Consider the following 16,487-nt stretch of genomic DNA (forward strand, 5'->3'; position numbering starts at 1 on the left):
TTCGACAGGCTGGCTTCGACAGGCTGGCTTCGACAGGCTGGCTTCGACAGGCTGGCTTCGACAGGCTCAGCCACCGCGCCACCGCGCCACCGCGCCACCGCGCCGCTGGCTGAGCCTGTCGAAGCCAAGCGGCGCGGCCCAGGGCTTCTTCGTGCTAACAAAACTTTTCAGAGAGCTTCTCATTAACCAGCGGGTCTGGTGGGGTCTTCATCGGGCGTGGGGTCTTCATCGGGTCTCGTGGGGTCTTCATCGGGCGTGGGGTCTTCATCGGGCCTGGTGGGGTCTTCCGCAGGACGTGGAGGTTCTTCAGTGGGCGTTGGGGGGGCGAAGGGGGTGTCGGTCGGGGGTGCGGAGGTGGCGCTGGGGGTGGGGGTGTCGGTCGGGGGTGCGGAGGTGGCGCTGGGGGTGGGGGTATCGGTCGGGGGTGCGGAGGTGGCGCTGGGGGTGGGGGTATCGGGCGGGGGTGCGGAGGTGGGTTCTTCAGTCGGCGCATCTGTCGCAGTTGCTACCAGCGCACTTGCGGTGGGCTCAACGGTGGGGCTTGGGGGCGTAGCATAGGTTGACGTTGGTGGTGCAATCGGGCCACTTGGGTTCGTGGTTGCTATCGCTGTTGGTGTTGCAAGTGGAGGTAGAGGCGTGTTGCTACGTTGACTGAAGAAGAACAGGGGACTACCCAGCAGAACGATCAGCAGCATGGCAAGGAGGATTGGCTTCTTGCTCAGGGATGGCGTGGGCGCTGGTGTGGCAGCAAAGCTCGTGATAAGGTCTTGAGTGAGGCGATAGGCTGGGTCTTGTTGACTTGCCCGCAGTGCCAAGGCTTCTTGTAATAACTTGGTACCCAGGGGGATTTGCTGCTGGACAAGCGCTAGTACGCCTTGTTCGTGGAGCGCCCAAGCGCGTAGAGCTTCATCATGTTCGCGTTCGGCGGCTTGTTGCGCTACGTGGGCCAGGCTTTGCCATGCACTCCAGTGACCCCGCAGTACAACGTGGGGATGGAGCGTGCGTACAAGGGGGCCAACCAAGCCCGGCATTGCTTCGCGCTCGGCTGTGAGGGCCGCTTGCCAGAGATTACCCGCCTCTTGGGCGATCCATGCAGGCTGATCGCCCTTGGCAAGGGCTGCGGCAGCGAAGAAGGCGGCGGCCCGTTGCTCTGTTTCGCTTGTTTGCAGGAGTTGGGCTAGGGTTTGGCGCACACTTACCGCATTGATGCCATAGCGCTCCGCGCTACCCTCACTGAGCCCCAAGCGCTGCAATTGAGCTAATGGTTCGTGCAGGCTGGGCGCAGGTGCAGCACAACTCGCTGCGAGGGCGTCGAGTTCAAGATCGGGATTCGCTACGACCAATGCCACGAGGATGCGCCGTTGGATTGGGGTGAGGAGCGGCAGGATGAGTTGGCAGGCGCATTGGAGTGGCGTAATGGTTGAGGGGAGTTGCTGGGCTGCATTGAGCAGCGGTGCAACGGTGGTAAGCCCTTCGCGTAGCAGCGCAGCCACCAGGATGATTGGCAGGGGCAGGTGTTCAAGCCGCGCAGCCAGTGCGTGGAATTGTTCCAGAGTTTCGGGGCTTGGCTCAGTCAAGCCGCTACTGGTGAGCATAAGGTGCTGGGCGTCGGTGGCGGGGAGCCCGCCCAACGCGAGGCCGAGCAACAGGTCGCTAGGCGGGCCGGGGGCTGCCACAAAGAGCGCACAACCTGTAAGGCTATCAATCAGGCGCTCGTGCTGGCTACGGTTCAGCGGCAGGCGATCCAGCAGAATCAAGGCTTCGAGTTGTCCCAAATAGCCCTGGGCTTGGGCGATGCCAACCCGAATGCGCTGGGTTGGATCACTACTGCGGTAGAAGCGCTCGAAGATCTGCTGGATAGCATCATCGAGCATGAGAGCAGCGTCGGGTGCTTCGGCAGCACGAGAGGCCAGCAGGTCGCTATGGGAGAGCAGCGCAACCCCATCGGCTAGGGCGGCGTGGGGCTGGCTCGCGATCTGGCGTAACAGCGCGGAACACCCCGCCCCAGCAGGCCCAAAAAGCCATGCGCCCCCTTGGGGGCGCAGTTCAGCGGTTAGTTGCTCACATTCACGCTCGCGGTCACGAAAGGTACGCAAGGGCCGCAGCGGACGTGCAACTGGCACGCGCTCGGCCTTTGGTGGTGCAGCAGGCTGGATCACCGTGTTATGGGTGATCACGTCCCGCCCAGCGACAGTGCCAAGCGAAATAGCACCAATCTGGCTCCCGGCTCCAATGGTAATGATGCTTTCGCTTGGTGGTATCGCAGGTGGGTAATGGGGAAGGTCAGGTTCTTGGGAGGACATGATTCCCCCATCATCATGTTAGGAATGGTTTCATGCTACGTTACCGTTTGGGGGCATTCAGCTCATCCTGATGCCGCAAACCTATTTCCTATTTGCTCGTTTCTACTTCCTTCCCTTTAGGTATTCCGCCCAATTAAGGAACTCGCGAGCGCATGCAGGTGTTGCACCGCAGTGGCGGCAGGCGTACCGGCGGGGGGCGTGAGTTGGGCAAGGGCGGCAAAGGCGGCGCTATGGTGGGTTTGGGCCACCTTGGCACAGTAGTCGCGTGCGCCAACGGCATCAAGGATGGCTAAACAGCGTTGCACCGCCGCAGCATCAGGCTCGCCAGCGCGATAGATCTGCGCGAGGGTCTCACGTTCGGCGGCATGAGCGAGGGCATAGACGATCGGCAGGCTGACTTTGCGCCGGTAGAGATCGGCGGCACGCGGCTTGCCGGTGACTTCAGGCTCACCCCAAATGCCCAAGATGTCATCTTCAATCTGGAAGGCCAGGCCAACCTTCAGCCCAAAGGTTGCAAGGGTGTTCACGGTGGTCTCAGAGGCCCCAGCGACGATCGCGCCCAGCTCGCAGGCCCCCGCAATTAAGACCGAGGTCTTACGTTCAATCATTGTAAGGTAATCTTCGGGCGTAATGCTGAGATCACCCTCAAAGCTAATATCGAGGAACTGACCCTCACAGACCCGCAGAATGGTCTCATCAAAGCGGCGCAGGACGGTCAAGGTGCGCTCTGGGGGCACCCCCAGAGCGTGAAGGCGATGTATCGCCAAGTGGGCCAAGACGAACATCCCATCGCCGGCATTAATCCCTTGAGCCAAGCCCCAGAGCGACCAGAGGGTTGGGCGTCCACGGCGGGTGGCACTATCGTCCTCAATGTCATCGTGGATCAGGGTGAAGTCGTGCAGCAGTTGGATACCTGCGGCCAACGGCAGGGCCTGTTGGGCATCGCCACCGGCAGCTTGGCAGGCAAGCAGCACCAAGAGGGGGCGAATGAGCTTCCCAGGGTCGGACTCGGCGGGGGCGAGGTGCTGATCGCGCCAGCCCAGGTGGTACTCCTGCATGTGGTAGAAGGGCGCAATGCGCGCCTCAACCTCTGGAAACGTCGCCCGCATCGCCGCTTGAATATTCAGCCGATTGTCAGATGTTGTCATAGTGGTATCAGTTAAACCCCTTACACTGAGCGTTGTATGTAGTACGAGGCTAAATAGTACATACTGCTTTCCAATGGGCTAAAACAACCTTACCTGAGCAGACCTTTGTAATCCTCGCGTAACATATATCCATTGTATCAGAGCGGAGCGGCTAGTACACTGCTGCATATGTAAGGCGGTAGGACGAGGGCTAGAGCAGCAGCGGAGCGAACATCATTCCCGGCTGAACCAGAGCCTTCAGACAAACGCAGCCCGCAACCCGCGAAAGGAGAGCCGTTATGCCGCTCAATATGCGTTTTCGCTTCAGTCCGGCAAAAGATGGTTTGGTGAAGGTACTTGGGCCACTCGAGACGGAGATCATGCAGATTCTGTGGGAAGACGAACGCAGCACGGTGAAGAAGGTGCATCGTCGGCTGGCACAGGAGCGCGACATTGCCTATACGACGGTCATGACCACCATGAGTCGCTTGTCGGAAAAAGGTGTGCTCAACCGTCATCGCGAAGGCCTTGCTTATGTCTATTCTCCAGCGATTACGGAAGAGGATTTTGTGCAGTTGGTAGTACGCCAAGTGCTTGACGGTCTACTTGATGATTATAGTGATACTGCAATTGAATATATGGTTGATTATCTTGCACGTAACAATCCGGGCGAACTTGAACGGCTCCAGCAGGTCATTCAGTCGCGCACCGGGGGGCTGTAGTCAAGCTTTGGATGAAGAAGCTGTCTGAAAAGCCGGGGGGCACACGCTGGAGTGCCGGCTTTAGCCGGCTGAAGCCGGCACTCCAACGCCAAACTATAGGCTTTTCAGACAGCCTCTAAGATATGTTGTCCGACGTTGGCGGCGAAGCCGCCAACGCCGAACAACACCCTTCATAAGATCGTGGGGATGCCCCAGAGATCATAAGCACTGGTTTGGGTAATGCGGACAGGAACGAGGCTACCGGGTGCATAGGAGCCCCAGACGAAGACGTGGCCATCCACTTCGGGGGCATCACGGAAGGAGCGCCCCAGGCTGAGGGGGCGGTCATCATCGGTCTGGCCTTGACCTTCGATCAGGACGGGCAGCTCGCGGTCAAGCCAACGGGCATTGCGCTGAACAGAGATCTCACGCTGGAGCTGCATCAAGGCGTGCCAACGTCGTTCGATCACATGGGGGCGCACCTGATGGGGCAAGCTGGCGGCGTGGGTGCCTGGTTCTTGCGAATAGCGAAAGGCACCAACGCGGTCGAGTTGCACCTCTTCAAGGAACGCCAAGAGGGTCTGAAACTCAGCGGTGGTTTCGCCAGGAAAGCCAACGATAAAGGTCGAGCGCAGCGCAATGTCGGGCATGGTCGCACGCAGCGCAGCGATGGTCCGCTTGGTCTGCTCCGTATCGGGGGGGCGACGCATGCGCCGCAGGGTTTCGGGGTGGGCATGTTGCAGCGGCAGATCGAGGTATTTGACAATCTGCTGATGGCTTGACATAACATCAATGAGTTGTTCAGAGATTGCGTGGGGGTAGGCATACATCAAGCGCACCCATGTTTGCGCTGGCAAGACCTGACAGAGCGCAGCGAGGAGGGTCGCAAGGCCATCGGACATACCCAGATCGCGCCCGTAGTCGGTAAGATGTTGAGCCACCAGCACCAATTCACGCACCCCATGGGTCACCAACTGCTGGGCCTCGGTAAGGATCGCATCGAGCGGCTTCGAGGCCATGGTGCCCTTAAAGCTCGGAATGGTACAGAAGGCGCAATGCAGATTGCAGCCATCAGAAATCTTGAGGTAGGCTGACGGGGTGCTGCGTGTTCGCCGCATAGGAGCGGTACGCCAATCGGCATAGCCATGGCTAGGCGTGGAGGGTGCAGGCTCCAACGCAATCATCGTTTGGGCTGTGGGGCGAGCAGGTTCAGGCGCAACCAGTTCCACCACACGCATCCACTCGCGGGTCGAGAGGGTCTGATCCACGCCTGGCAGGGCTGCAACAAGTTCTTGGTGGGATTGAGCCATACAGCCAGCCGCGATCAGGCGCTGGTCGGGACGCTTGGCCGCAGCAAGCTGCTGCAAGGTCTGGAGTGTCTCATCACGAGCGGTGGCAATGAAGCTACAGGTATTCACAATGATCAGATCGGCAGCAGCAAGCTCGGCCACGGGGCTATGGCCCGCAGCAGCAAGCAACCCATCCATCGCTTCGCTATCAACCGCATTTTTGGGGCAGCCAAGCGTGAGAATATGGTATTTCATTGCCTAGCGATAATTGGTAAACTGCAAGGGAATATCGAGGCTATCTTCTTGTTCACGCAGGAACTTAATAACCGCTTGCAGGTCATCACGGCTCTTGGATGTGACGCGCAGGGTTTCGCCCTGGATGCGGGGCTGAATTTTAGGAAACTGGTCGCGCACCAACTTCGCAATCTTCTTGGCCATATCGCTATTGATACCCTTGCGTAGGGTCGCCACCTGACGCACACGTGCGCCACTGACATCGCTTGGCGGGCCAAAGTCAAAGATCTTGAGCGAGAGTTGGCGGCGCAGAGCTTTGGTCTGCACAATATCACGGATACTACTGAGCGCCAGTTCGTTTGCCGTCGTAATCGTCAATTCGGTCTTGGTGAGTTCTAGGGTTGTTTTAGTATCCTTGAGATCATAGCGCGTCTGGACTTCACGCAGCGCCTGATCAACCGCATTGACCACCTCTTGGTGGTCGAAGTCGGATACGATGTCGAAACTATTATCAGCAGCCATAGGTTTTATGAGGGATGAGGGATGAAGGATGAAGGATGCGGGATGAAGGATGCGGGATGCGGTTTCGCGCCCTCGCGTCTCCGCGTCTCCGCGTCTCCGCGTCTTCGCGTTCCCGCGTCTCCAACAGGATCAATTGGGGGGCCAAGGCCAATCCACTGGTTGGCCAGGATTGGGGCCAAGGGCACCTTGGCGGATACCATTGACGGTTACAAGCACATCGGGCGGATTACCGGCGCGCACAAGCACACGTCGTTGGGCCGAGAAGTTCAAATGCTCACCGGCACGCATGACGCCCTCAAACGCGGTGTTGCCATCGGTCTGCACACGCACCCACGAGTTCTCGTTGCCGCGCACATTCGGAATAACCAATTCAATGGTAATGGGTGCCGCAGGGGTAGGGGTAAGCACCGGATCGGGATCAACTCCACCGGCTACCGTATTGGTTGTTTCAGATGGATCAAGTTCATCAGGCGGATCACCAATTGCTATGAATGAATCGCGGGGGGTGGGGGTTGGCTGAGGGAGCGGGGTAAGCGTAGGGGCAGAGGTAGGCAGCGGCGAAGGGGGCGGAACGGTCGCTGTTGGTGCCGCCAACGCAATGGGCGTCACACGGTCGCCAATGCGCCCCACTGCATTCAGCGTAATATAGGACATGCCAATCAGAGCAATAGTAACAAAGAAGACACCAAAGAAACTCGGCAGCACATAGGCCCGCGTAGAGGGCGGTTTGGTGACCGGAACCACCCGAATCGGATCGGTCACTCCACGCTCACTGCGATAGAGTTCAACCATCTCATCGGGATTCAAGCCGAGGTACTGAGCGTAGTTACGAATAAAGCCACGAATCACGACATCGCCGGGCAGCCGCTGGAAGGCACCCTCTTCGAGGGCAACGAGCGACTGTTGCAGGATGCGGGTATCGAGGGCAACTTGGGTTAGCGAGAGTCCTTGGCGCTCACGTGCTTCACGCAGGCGCGTTCCTAGATCGCTCATACCACTCATACTTTCAAGCTTGGGTGGATGGGTTGTCAGGCTCTACTCAACGCGGATGTTAAAAAATCGTTACGGGTCATTGGGGTTGAGCGCCCACATTATACCATGCTATGTGGCATAGTGTGGCAAAGGTTTGATCCATAGTATTACGTTAACGTTACATATGACGCTCGTTGCACTACGGCAGCAACTGGTTGATCAAATCCTCAAAGACGCGCAGGGGTTGGGCACCGCGCACAAGTTGGCCATTGATCAGGAAGTTGGGGGTGGAGTTGACGCCGAGGCGCAGAGCCAATTCTTGCTCGTCGCGCACCGCCTGGGCGCGGGCGGGGTCATCGAGGCAGGGGCTGAAGCTGGCCTCATCAAGGCCCATACTGCGGGCCAGTTCGAGGAAGTAGCCGCGATCACGGTTGGGTACGCCGCCCCATTCGCTGCGATGGGAGGCAAAGAGCTGTTCAGAGTAGGCCCAGAATTGGCCCTGCTCGGCAGCACAATGGGTCGCAACCGCAGCCGGGATGGCCGAGGCATGGATGTCGCTCAAGGGGAAGTCGCGTACAACCAAGCGCACCTGGCCCGTCTCGACAAACTGTGCGATCAGTTGGCCTCTGGTTTCGGCGACAAAACGTTGGCAAAAGGCACACTCGTAGTCAGTGAATTCTACGATCAAGACGGGCGCTGCCGGATCGCCCAAGGCGCGGGGATCATCATCCGTAAGCCCAAGGAGAGTCGCCACATCGGGCAAGGGTGCGGCAGTCGGGGGGGCGGCTGGCGTCGCACCAGCAGGCACGGCGACCAAGGTGGGCCGTCCGCTCAAGGCCACTTCTGTCTGGCGCACCTCCACCTCTGAACGGGTCTCACTCGTTGGAGCCTCAGTGCCGCACGCACTGAGGCTGATCAGCAGCATGAGGCAACACAGGCAAATCAGATGTTTCATGCCAAACCTCCTAAGAGGCTGTCTGAAAAGCTCGTAGGCACGCGCTGGAGTGCCGGCTTTAGCCGGCTGAAGCCGACACTCCACTGCTAGTTCACAGACTTTTCAGACAGCATCTAATCAACCGCAGCAGCCAAGTTGGCCGCTGGGGTTCGCACATTGCCGACACTGCGTGCAAAACTGGGCACATCCACTTTCAAAATAAGGATAATACAGGCAAAGAGCCCAATCGCCTCAAGGAAAAAGACACTGGCATATGCGATTGTGTACGACTGTGTAATGATATAGGCAACATCGCGGATGACCCCACCCAAGAAGATGCCAATCCCGCGAAAGAGCAACTGGGCAATTGTCCAGAGGCCCAAGTAGGCCCCCGCCCGGCTATCGGAGGTCATTGCCATGAGCAATGAGACCGCGCCGATCGTATAGATGCCAAAGCCCACCCCGAAGAGGAAGAGGGTTGGAATGAGTAGAATCTCGGCTTTGGTAAGCGAGACAAAGCCCAAGAGGGCGAGGGGTAGGGCAGTGAGTACGAGGCCGATAATGGTTGTACCGGTCTGCTCATGGGCCTGACGGTGGCGGGTAATAAAGACAGTCGTAAGCAAGCTCAAGACCACCCCAGCGCCCCAATAGGCATTGAACAAGGTGGTATCGCCCGCAGGCAGATCGAAGACTTGGCCGCCAAATGGTTCGAGGACGGCATCTTGGGCAAAGGCGCTCGCGGCACCCAGGGCCATAAAGACAAAGAAGAGGCGCGTGCGCCGGTCGGCCCACATTTCGCGCAAGAGTTGCGGGAAGGGGACGTGTTCCGTGGGGGTATCGGCAACAATCGATTGGCCGGGGCGCTCCTCGCCCAAGAGCGAAAAGAAGAAGCAGAAGGCAGCAATGCCCATGCCGGTGAGCGTAATCACCCAAAAGGTACCGGGATCATAGACTGGCATCATCAGGCCATAGACCACCCCAGCAATAGGGAAGCTCACAATCAGGAAGATCTGCACAATACTGAGCGCTTGGCCCCGGCGTTCGGGCGGAGCGGTGTCGCGCACGAGGGCCATGTAGGTGCTGCCCGAAATGAGCGTACCCACGCCATAGATCATAAACGAGAAGACGGCTAACGTCCACGCCAGAATCGAATTGGGATCAGCGGCAAGCATCACCGTGATCACAGGCAAGAGCGGCAAAGAGAGCAACATCGGCAGGCGACCAGCCCAGATGTAGGGCAAACGGTGCATGCCAAAGATCGGGCGCGTATCGGAGCGATAGCCAGCCCAGATGCTCAACGGTGCCAACAAGTAGCGCAGGGCTGAGAGCAGCGCGACGGGAGCAGCCCAGAGGTTCAGGTCGCTGATCAAGACCCGATTCAGCACTCCCGACGTGAGCAGATCAACAAAAGACGAACCAATGTGAAACGTGCCAATCTTCATCGTCCGCAGGACATTCCAGCGCTGAGGGGTGTCGCTCACCGGGGTGTTCTCCTTTTGGAAGGATGGTTCGGGGAGGCTCTACCGTTTGCGAGGACACGAGGACGCGAGGACGCGAGGACGCGCAGCCCTCGCCTCTTCGCCTCACGCATCCTCGCAAGCTTGTAAAGCGACCTTCCCTTACTACTCCATTACTCATAGTGGCTTGCAACAGCGAGTTGTACTTCGTTGGCAATCTGGTTGAGGCGACGTAGGAGGCGGGCATGTTCAGCCATGGGTGGTTGGAGTTCCTCCGAGATCTGCAGGGCTGCATCAACGAGGGCGTCGCGGAAGAAGAGGGCTGCTTCGAGGGCGACGGTGAGCGGCATGTGCGCGTGGCGGGCGAGGTGGGCGTATTCGCCACCAATGCGCCGTGCTTCAGCCAAGAGTTCAGCGTCATCGTGGGGGGTGTTGAGGTAATGGAGGACGACCCCCATGAGTTGTTGGCCTACGCTACGCCAAGCGGCGCGGGCAGGCTCGTCAATCTGGGTGATCCATGCGGGGCGCGGGCTGGTTGCTGCCACATCAGCATGGGCTTGCACGAGCGATTGGGTGGCCCAGGCATGGTTCAGAGTTGGCCCATGCGCCCCACGGCGCAGCGCCAGATTGAGCAGATCGGCACGCACAAAGCGCCGGTGTCCGCCCGGTGTCAGATAGACCGGCACGGTACCAGCGTCAGCCCAACGGCGTAGGGTTGTGCTATGGACACCGAGCAGTTTGCTTGCTGCCGACAGCGAGAGGTACGACTCCTCGTCAGCGCTCATGGCCGAAAATCTTGCTAAAGCTATACAATGGTTGGGCGATTATACCAGTTTTTTGGTGCGGTTTGGCGGCGCAGCCGCCAAACCGCACCAAACGTAGTTTTTTCGGGAGTGACTGCCCACCCCCACGATCCCACATGCGTAGCTAGGCAATGTACAATGGGTGCAATGTTCCTTTCGCGAGGAGTTACCTAATGAACGAGAAGATCTTCACCACGGCGATTCATGCCGGGCGACCGGAAGAGGGACCATCGTCGTTGCCTTCGGTACCTGGGATTGATCTGGCCGTGAGCTACCGCGCCCCCGATGCGGCGACGCTGCACGCACGCTTGGGCGGCGAGACGCATGGTTTTTCCTATTCACGCTATGGTAGTCCAACCAATGCGGCGCTGGAAGAGGCGCTCTGTACGTTGGAGGGGGCCGAGACGGCGCGGGCATGCGCTTCGGGCATGGCGGCGGTGCATATAGCTCTGCTGCTGACGGGCCTCCAGGCCAATGATACACTCTTGTTGGCTCAAGACTCCTATGGTGCCACGTTCGCGTTAGTAGATACGGTGATGCGTCGTCTTGGTGTGCGTCCGGTCTTTGTGGATGCAACCGACCGTGCAAGCTTGGGGGCGGCCCTGGCTGAACATCGCCCACGGGCGCTCTTGGTTGAGCCGATCTCCAATCCGCTGCTGCGCTTGTGCGATGTTGCCGCCGCCGCCCGGCTCTGCGCTGAACACGAAGCTCAACTGATTGTTGATGCTACCTTTGCAACCCCCTACCTCATGCGTCCGCTTGAGTTGGGGGCCGATATTGTTGTCCATAGTCTCAGCAAGTACATTGGTGGCCATGACGATCTGCTTGGCGGTATCGTGTTGGCCCGCGAAGAGTATGCCGAAGAGCTGCGTAGTCTCACCATTTTGACTGGGGGGCTGCTCGATCCGCATGCCTCCTTTCTCGCGCTGCGGGGTTTGCGGACGTTGCCATTGCGTATGCGCGAACATTGCCGCAACGCGACCATTGTTGCCGAATGGCTTATTGAGCATCCCCACATTGCCGTTGTCTACTATCCGGGTTTGGCCTCGCACCCTCAGCATGCCATTGCTGCAAATGTGTTGCCTAACGGTTTTGGCGGGATGGTTGCCTTTGACTTGCAGGGCGGCAATGAGGCAGCCGTGTTGCATTTTCTGGACAAACTACGCATGATTCTGCCGGTTACGACCCTTGGCGGGGTAGCGAGCCAAATCCTCTACCCGGCGCGCACGTCCCACCGGGCGCTACCCAGTGAGCGCCGCCGTAGTCTTGGGATTGGCGAAGGGCTCTTGCGCCTCTCAGTTGGCATCGAAGACCCCGAGGATATTATTGCCGATTTGGCTCAGGCATTGGAGCGTTGAAGGAGTTGACCTGTGAGCGCACACCCATCTGATCGCCCGCGTACTGCTTTGGTTATTGTTGCCCACCCCGATGATGCGGAGTTTGCATGTGGGGCCACGGTAGCGGGGTGGGCCGCCGAAGGTTGGCAGATTACCCTCGTGGTCTGCACCGACGGTGGCTCTGGCGGGCCTGATGAAGCGACCGATGTTAGCCCTGAGACGCGGCGCATGATGAGCATGACGCGCAAAGCAGAACAGCGCGCCTCAGCAGCGGTTTTGGGCATCAGCGAGGTGGTCTTTCTGGACTACCCCGATGGGCAGCTTGAGCCAACCCTGGCGCTACGCCGCGAACTGGTGCGCCAGATGCGGCGCACGCGCGCCTACCGGCTCATCTGTCAGTCGCCTGATCGCGTCTGGACGCCGAGCTATGCCCTGGGCCGTTTTCATCCTGACCATCTAGCGGCTGGCGCGGCAACTCTGGCGGCGGTCTATCCAGCCGCGCAGAATGCTTGGGACTTCCCGGAATTGTTGGCCGAGGGCTATCCGCCCAGCCGTGTGCGCGAACTCTACATTGTTGGTGCGCCCCATCTCAACTATGCGGTAGACATCTCTCGCACCATTGAGATCAAACTGGCAGCTCTAGGCTGCCATGTCAGCCAAATTGGGCATGATCAGAGCGCCCTGGCTACGCGCATCCGCCAATGGGCTGCCGAGCGGGGCGAACCCTTTGGCTTGCCTCTTGCCGAGAGCTACCACCGCGTCGAGAATTGAGCCAAGGGGTCATGGTATACTCCATGTACGAGGTTATAGAGGTTTGCACCACAGAGGCATAGAGCGGTGCATGACAAGGCAATTACCATGTTGAGATCCGCTTTCTGAGAGGCTGTCTGGAAACTCGATAATCTGGCACTGGAGTGCCGGCTTCAGCCGGCTGAAGCCGGCACTCCAGCGTGCGCTCGCCGTGCGCAACGACATGATTTCGCTTTTCAGGCAGCTTCTGAAGCCATCTCTCGCCATCAAAAACTCGGTGCCCTCTGTGCCTCTGTGGTGAAAATAAAAACACCTCTGTCTGTTTCTTCTCACTACCACGAGGTTTCGTTTGGAGTCAGTCAAAAGCTTTGCTGAGCGCATCTTCCAGAATGTTGAACAGGTCATCATTGGGAAGCGTCAGGCGCTTGAATTGGTTCTTGTGGCGCTGCTCTGTCGTGGCCATGTTTTGCTCGAAGATGTGCCCGGTACTGGCAAGACGGTTCTGGCCAAGAGTATTGCCCGTTCGATTGGGGGTACTTTTAAGCGCATCCAGTTTACGCCCGACCTGTTACCCTCGGATGTGACAGGTGTTTCGATCTTTAATCAGCAGAGTCGTGAGTTTGAGTTTCGTCCTGGGCCGGTGTGCGCTCAGATTGTGTTGGCGGATGAGATCAATCGGGCAACACCGAAGACGCAGAGTGCGCTGCTAGAGGCGATGGAGGAACGGCAGATTACGGTTGATGGGGAGACCTATAACCTTCCTGCCCCCTTTATTGTGCTTGCCACGCAAAACCCAATTGAGTATGAGGGCACCTTCCCGCTGCCCGAAGCGCAACTGGATCGCTTTCTGCTGCGCCTGCACTTGGGCTACCCGGAGCGCCATGATGAGATCGCCATTCTACGGCGTCAACGGCAGGCCCATCCGCTCGAGGCGCTACCTGTGGTTGCCGAGATTGATGAGTTACTTCAATTGCAACAGACGATCAAGGATGTCTATGTAGACGAATTGATCGAAGAGTATATTGTCTCACTCACCACGGCGACACGCCACCATGAGGATGTCTATCTGGGCGCAAGTGCGCGCGGCTCCTTGGCGCTCTACCGCACCGCACAGGCATGGGCCGCCATCCACGGCCACGATTTTGTCAGCCCAGACGATGTGAAAACGCTTACGCTGGCCGTATTGGGCCACCGCATGATTGTCAGCCCTGCGGCGCGTATCCGCAATGTGACGGCGCAGGCCGTGATTGACGAGATTCTGAGTGCGGTCGCGGTGCCGGGGGCGCGGGCGGCGCGGCGTTAGGCATTAGAATGCCCTAGATGGCCCTCACCCCCCCTGAGAGGCCGTAGGTAGTGCCGGCGTTAGCCGGCTTCCCATCGCTGCCAAAGACCTCAGCCGACTAAAGTCGGCACTACGATGCCTGTCGGCTTCCCATCGCTGCCAAAGACCTCAGCCGACTAATGGTCTTCCAGTAAATAATCCGCTAACCAGACCTCGCAGATCTGGCATATCTATCAGGTCTAGTCCGTGCCGCGACACCGGATTAATTTCTGGAAGACCATAAGTCGGCACTACGATGCCCGTCCATGTACTATTCAGCATGACAGGCTGCTGGGATACATAACAATTTGTTAGCGCGAAAAAGCCTTGGGTTGGCAGGCGACCTCGCGGTGGCTTCGACAGGCTCAGCCACCGCGCCGCTGGCTCGGTGGTTGAGCCTGCCGAAACCAGCCTGTCGAAGCCAAGCGGCGCGGCCCAGAGCTTTTTCGCGCTAACAACAATTTCTGCTTCCCTTACAGCCCTGCTTCATCCCTTAATCCTTCATCCCTTAGGGATGGTTCGTTGCCACATTACAGTTTGCGAAGACGCGAGGACGCGAGGACGCGAAGTCTTCGCCTCTTCGCCTCACGCACCCTCGCAAGATGGTAAAGCGACCTTCTGCTTTTCTGAAACCTTCCCTTAATCCTTCATCCCTTAAAATGTCCAATTCTCCCTCTCCACCCAATCAGGATCAGAGCCTCGCGCTCCATGCTGACCTGCTCTACCGCTTTGCGCTGGCGCTGACGAGCGACGCGCAGGCTGCCGAGCGGGTGGTGCGGGCGTTGGCTGTGACGCTGCCGCCTGGCCCTCACGATGAGACGACGCTGCTTGCGGCGTTGCTGCAAGCGGCACGGCGCTATGAGCAGGGCCGCAAGGGCCGCCGTGGGCCTGCACAGCGCCCCTTTGCGCCCTTCAATCTGCATGCGCTCACGCTGGAGCAGCGGGCTGCGCTGGTGGCCTATCTACTGTTGGGCTTTGACAGCGCCCGCTTGGCCCGGCTGTTGGATCTGCCACGAGAGGCTGCCCAAGCGACCCTGATTGACGCCGTGCGTGCCCTTGGCCCCGCAGCAGGCCAAGCGCTCACCGACCGCGTGAGTGGTGCGGAGTGCCAGGGGGTGCGTCATCTCAGCATTGATCCGGTGGTTGGTTCGCGCCAAAGCAGTGCGGCCCGTGGCCACCTTGCTGCTTGTGGCCACTGTCGCGTCTTTGATCAGGCTTGGCTGGCGATTACCCAGGCGGTCGAGACGGTATTGCGCGATGCGCTGCGTGAGCAGCGTATGCCCGCAGGGTTGCTTGCTCGGCTGCAGAAGCGTCAACGCAAGCCGCGCTCGTGGGCGTGGCTCCGTCATACCCTTGCCCCCGCGTTTGTGTTGGTACTCATTGCCAGCTTGGTGCTGCCCGGCTTTCTCGATGAACCAGTCAGTGTGGTCGAGCGCAGCGCCAGTGCTGCCGCCGATCCGATTGCGATCCTTGATCAAGCGCTGGCCCGCCATGCCAATCCGCCCCAACGCAACGGTATCTGGTATGCGCGCTACGAGACGCTCTGGTATTTTGCCGAGGATCTCTTTGCACCTTTGGTGGCCGAAGTCTGGCTCGATCCCAACAACCCCGCTCGCCACCGGCTCCAGTTCAGCCACCGCGACGGTGGTGCGCCCTACGAGTTGCAGTTGGGTGACGGTGAGCGTCGGCTCAACTATGCGCTTGATATTGCCTATGCGCCTGCGCTCTACGGTGGGCTGCCCGTACATGTCCGTACCGGCGAACCTGCGTTGAGTAGTCAATTGCTCGATGCGACCCAGCAGCAGCAGGCCCGCGATGCACGGCTCGCCAGTGGCCCATGGACGCTTGCGACCACCTATTTACAACAGGCGCGGGAGGCCAGCGATCTGCGTCTGCTTGGGCGGCAACGCGACGAGCGACGCACCCTGCAAATTCTCAGTTTTTCGCTGCTGAGTCCGCTTGGCTTCCCTGCCGATAGCCCTGCGGCCAGCAATGATCGCGTTACGGTTCTGTTAGCCATTGATAGCGACGATGGCCTGCTCTACCGCGTGACCGAACTGGTTGGCCCCAGCAGTGGCACCCAAGTCAGCCGCATCACCTGGAACCTAGTTGCAGAGGAGTGGCTTGTGGGTAGCCAGCAACTTCGTGAAGCCTTTAGCATCGAGCGGGCATGGACGGGCTTAGGCAGCTTTAGCGAAGTGCCCCCGCTGCCAAGTGCCAGCCCCGATTTTGCGCTACCACTGTTGCACAGAAGTTTGCTTGCTCTCCCCGAACGGCTGCTGGAGCCGGGAGCGCCGGCACTCTGGTTGCCCAGCCAACCGCCGCCCGGCGTTGAACGGGCGCTGCTCGTCTGGCCCAACCCGCAGATGGGCTCGCTCAGCCAGCCGCTTGGCTTGGTCTACTTGGGGGCGCAACGACGGCTGATCTTGAGCTTTAACCACGCCGCGCCGCTCACGAGCACTGCTGAAACACTCGGCCCCTGGCAGGTCAGCTTTGTAGCCGGGCGTACCGGACACTACCGTGCGACCCTGATCCGGACGCCGAGTTTTGTCACCGAGCCAAGCAATCTCGACCCAACCCTGAACATACGCCTTGATGCCTGGGGCTTTTCGCGGGCCGAACTCGCAGCCCTGATTGAGTCAATGGTTCCCGTTACGCCCGATACGCTCATGGCGCATGATGGTCTTTTTCGTTTAGAGTTGTCGCCATAGTCTGGAGATATTCAGCGCATCCTGAT

13 protein-coding genes are annotated in these 16,487 nt (G+C 59.2%); 5 read left to right on the forward strand and 8 right to left on the reverse strand.

What is annotated here, in order from left to right; translation table 11 throughout:
• Window positions 1-182: 182 nt before the first annotated feature.
• Both CJ255_RS23525 and CJ255_RS10865 read right to left on the reverse strand, forming a co-directional pair.
• Window positions 183-2,303 (reverse strand): hypothetical protein, encoded by a 2,121-nt coding sequence (locus CJ255_RS23525; protein WP_165774665.1) that lies wholly within the window; start codon window positions 2,301-2,303, stop codon window positions 183-185.
• A 116-nt stretch (window positions 2,304-2,419) separates the two neighbouring features.
• Window positions 2,420-3,451 (reverse strand): polyprenyl synthetase family protein, encoded by a 1,032-nt coding sequence (locus tag CJ255_RS10865; RefSeq protein WP_097644124.1) that lies wholly within the window; start codon window positions 3,449-3,451, stop codon window positions 2,420-2,422.
• A gap of 278 nt (window positions 3,452-3,729) precedes the next feature.
• On the opposite strand from CJ255_RS10865, the gene CJ255_RS10870 reads away from it, so the two are divergent.
• Entirely contained in the window at window positions 3,730-4,152 is a 423-nt protein-coding gene (locus CJ255_RS10870) for a BlaI/MecI/CopY family transcriptional regulator (protein ID WP_097644125.1), read from the forward strand.
• Window positions 4,153-4,322: 170 nt separating this feature from the next.
• Here the strand turns inward: CJ255_RS10870 and rimO are convergent, their stop codons facing one another.
• The 6 genes from rimO to CJ255_RS10900 all read right to left on the reverse strand — a co-directional run bounded on the left by rimO (window position 4,323) and on the right by CJ255_RS10900 (window position 10,324).
• Window positions 4,323-5,675 carry a 30S ribosomal protein S12 methylthiotransferase RimO gene (gene rimO, locus CJ255_RS10875; RefSeq protein ID WP_097644126.1) on the reverse strand — a complete coding sequence of 451 codons (1,353 nt, stop codon included), beginning with the start codon at window positions 5,673-5,675 and terminating at the stop codon, window positions 4,323-4,325.
• Between the two features lie 3 nt (window positions 5,676-5,678).
• Window positions 5,679-6,176, reverse strand: a complete 498-nt coding sequence (locus tag CJ255_RS10880; RefSeq protein ID WP_097644127.1) for a YajQ family cyclic di-GMP-binding protein — start codon at window positions 6,174-6,176, stop codon at window positions 5,679-5,681.
• 129 nt (window positions 6,177-6,305) lie between these two features.
• Complete coding sequence (locus tag CJ255_RS10885) at window positions 6,306-7,169, reverse strand: helix-turn-helix domain-containing protein (protein WP_097644128.1); 864 nt, start codon at window positions 7,167-7,169, stop codon at window positions 6,306-6,308.
• Window positions 7,170-7,347: 178 nt separating this feature from the next.
• On the reverse strand, window positions 7,348-8,103 hold the full coding sequence (locus CJ255_RS10890) for a DsbA family protein (protein WP_097644129.1): 756 nt from the start codon (window positions 8,101-8,103) through the stop codon (window positions 7,348-7,350).
• Window positions 8,104-8,216: 113 nt separating this feature from the next.
• A complete protein-coding gene (locus tag CJ255_RS10895) occupies window positions 8,217-9,563 on the reverse strand; it encodes a BCD family MFS transporter (RefSeq protein ID WP_245863325.1) in 1,347 nt (448 codons plus the stop codon).
• A gap of 149 nt (window positions 9,564-9,712) precedes the next feature.
• Complete coding sequence (locus CJ255_RS10900) at window positions 9,713-10,324, reverse strand: MerR family transcriptional regulator (RefSeq protein WP_097644130.1); 612 nt, start codon at window positions 10,322-10,324, stop codon at window positions 9,713-9,715.
• A gap of 191 nt (window positions 10,325-10,515) precedes the next feature.
• On the opposite strand from CJ255_RS10900, the gene CJ255_RS10905 reads away from it, so the two are divergent.
• From CJ255_RS10905 to CJ255_RS10920, 4 genes are all read left to right on the forward strand, one after another.
• Complete coding sequence (locus CJ255_RS10905; RefSeq protein WP_165774666.1) at window positions 10,516-11,700, forward strand: trans-sulfuration enzyme family protein; 1,185 nt, start codon at window positions 10,516-10,518, stop codon at window positions 11,698-11,700.
• A gap of 12 nt (window positions 11,701-11,712) precedes the next feature.
• Complete coding sequence (locus CJ255_RS10910) at window positions 11,713-12,450, forward strand: PIG-L deacetylase family protein (RefSeq protein ID WP_097644132.1); 738 nt, start codon at window positions 11,713-11,715, stop codon at window positions 12,448-12,450.
• A gap of 328 nt (window positions 12,451-12,778) precedes the next feature.
• Window positions 12,779-13,732 (forward strand): AAA family ATPase, encoded by a 954-nt coding sequence (locus CJ255_RS10915; protein WP_097644133.1) that lies wholly within the window; start codon window positions 12,779-12,781, stop codon window positions 13,730-13,732.
• 677 nt (window positions 13,733-14,409) lie between these two features.
• Window positions 14,410-16,461, forward strand: a complete 2,052-nt coding sequence (locus CJ255_RS10920; protein WP_097644134.1) for an anti-sigma factor — start codon at window positions 14,410-14,412, stop codon at window positions 16,459-16,461.
• The last annotated feature ends 26 nt before the right edge of the window (window positions 16,462-16,487 follow it).

This window comes from Candidatus Viridilinea mediisalina, assembly GCF_002532535.1.
GTDB lineage: Bacteria > Chloroflexota > Chloroflexia > Chloroflexales > Chloroflexaceae > Viridilinea > Viridilinea mediisalina.

Excerpts from the sequence above, each read along its gene's own strand:
- CJ255_RS23525 (WP_165774665.1), bottom strand. The coding sequence starts at position 2,303 with ATGTCCTCCCAAGAACCTGACCTTCCCCATTACCCACCTGCGATACCA.
- CJ255_RS10865 (WP_097644124.1), bottom strand. The coding sequence starts at position 3,451 with ATGACAACATCTGACAATCGGCTGAATATTCAAGCGGCGATGCGGGCG.
- CJ255_RS10870 (WP_097644125.1), top strand. The coding sequence starts at position 3,730 with ATGCCGCTCAATATGCGTTTTCGCTTCAGTCCGGCAAAAGATGGTTTG.
- rimO (WP_097644126.1), bottom strand. The coding sequence starts at position 5,675 with ATGAAATACCATATTCTCACGCTTGGCTGCCCCAAAAATGCGGTTGAT.
- CJ255_RS10880 (WP_097644127.1), bottom strand. The coding sequence starts at position 6,176 with ATGGCTGCTGATAATAGTTTCGACATCGTATCCGACTTCGACCACCAA.
- CJ255_RS10885 (WP_097644128.1), bottom strand. The coding sequence starts at position 7,169 with ATGAGCGATCTAGGAACGCGCCTGCGTGAAGCACGTGAGCGCCAAGGA.
- CJ255_RS10890 (WP_097644129.1), bottom strand. The coding sequence starts at position 8,103 with ATGAAACATCTGATTTGCCTGTGTTGCCTCATGCTGCTGATCAGCCTC.
- CJ255_RS10900 (WP_097644130.1), bottom strand. The coding sequence starts at position 10,324 with ATGAGCGCTGACGAGGAGTCGTACCTCTCGCTGTCGGCAGCAAGCAAA.
- CJ255_RS10905 (WP_165774666.1), top strand. The coding sequence starts at position 10,516 with ATGAACGAGAAGATCTTCACCACGGCGATTCATGCCGGGCGACCGGAA.
- CJ255_RS10920 (WP_097644134.1), top strand. The coding sequence starts at position 14,410 with ATGTCCAATTCTCCCTCTCCACCCAATCAGGATCAGAGCCTCGCGCTC.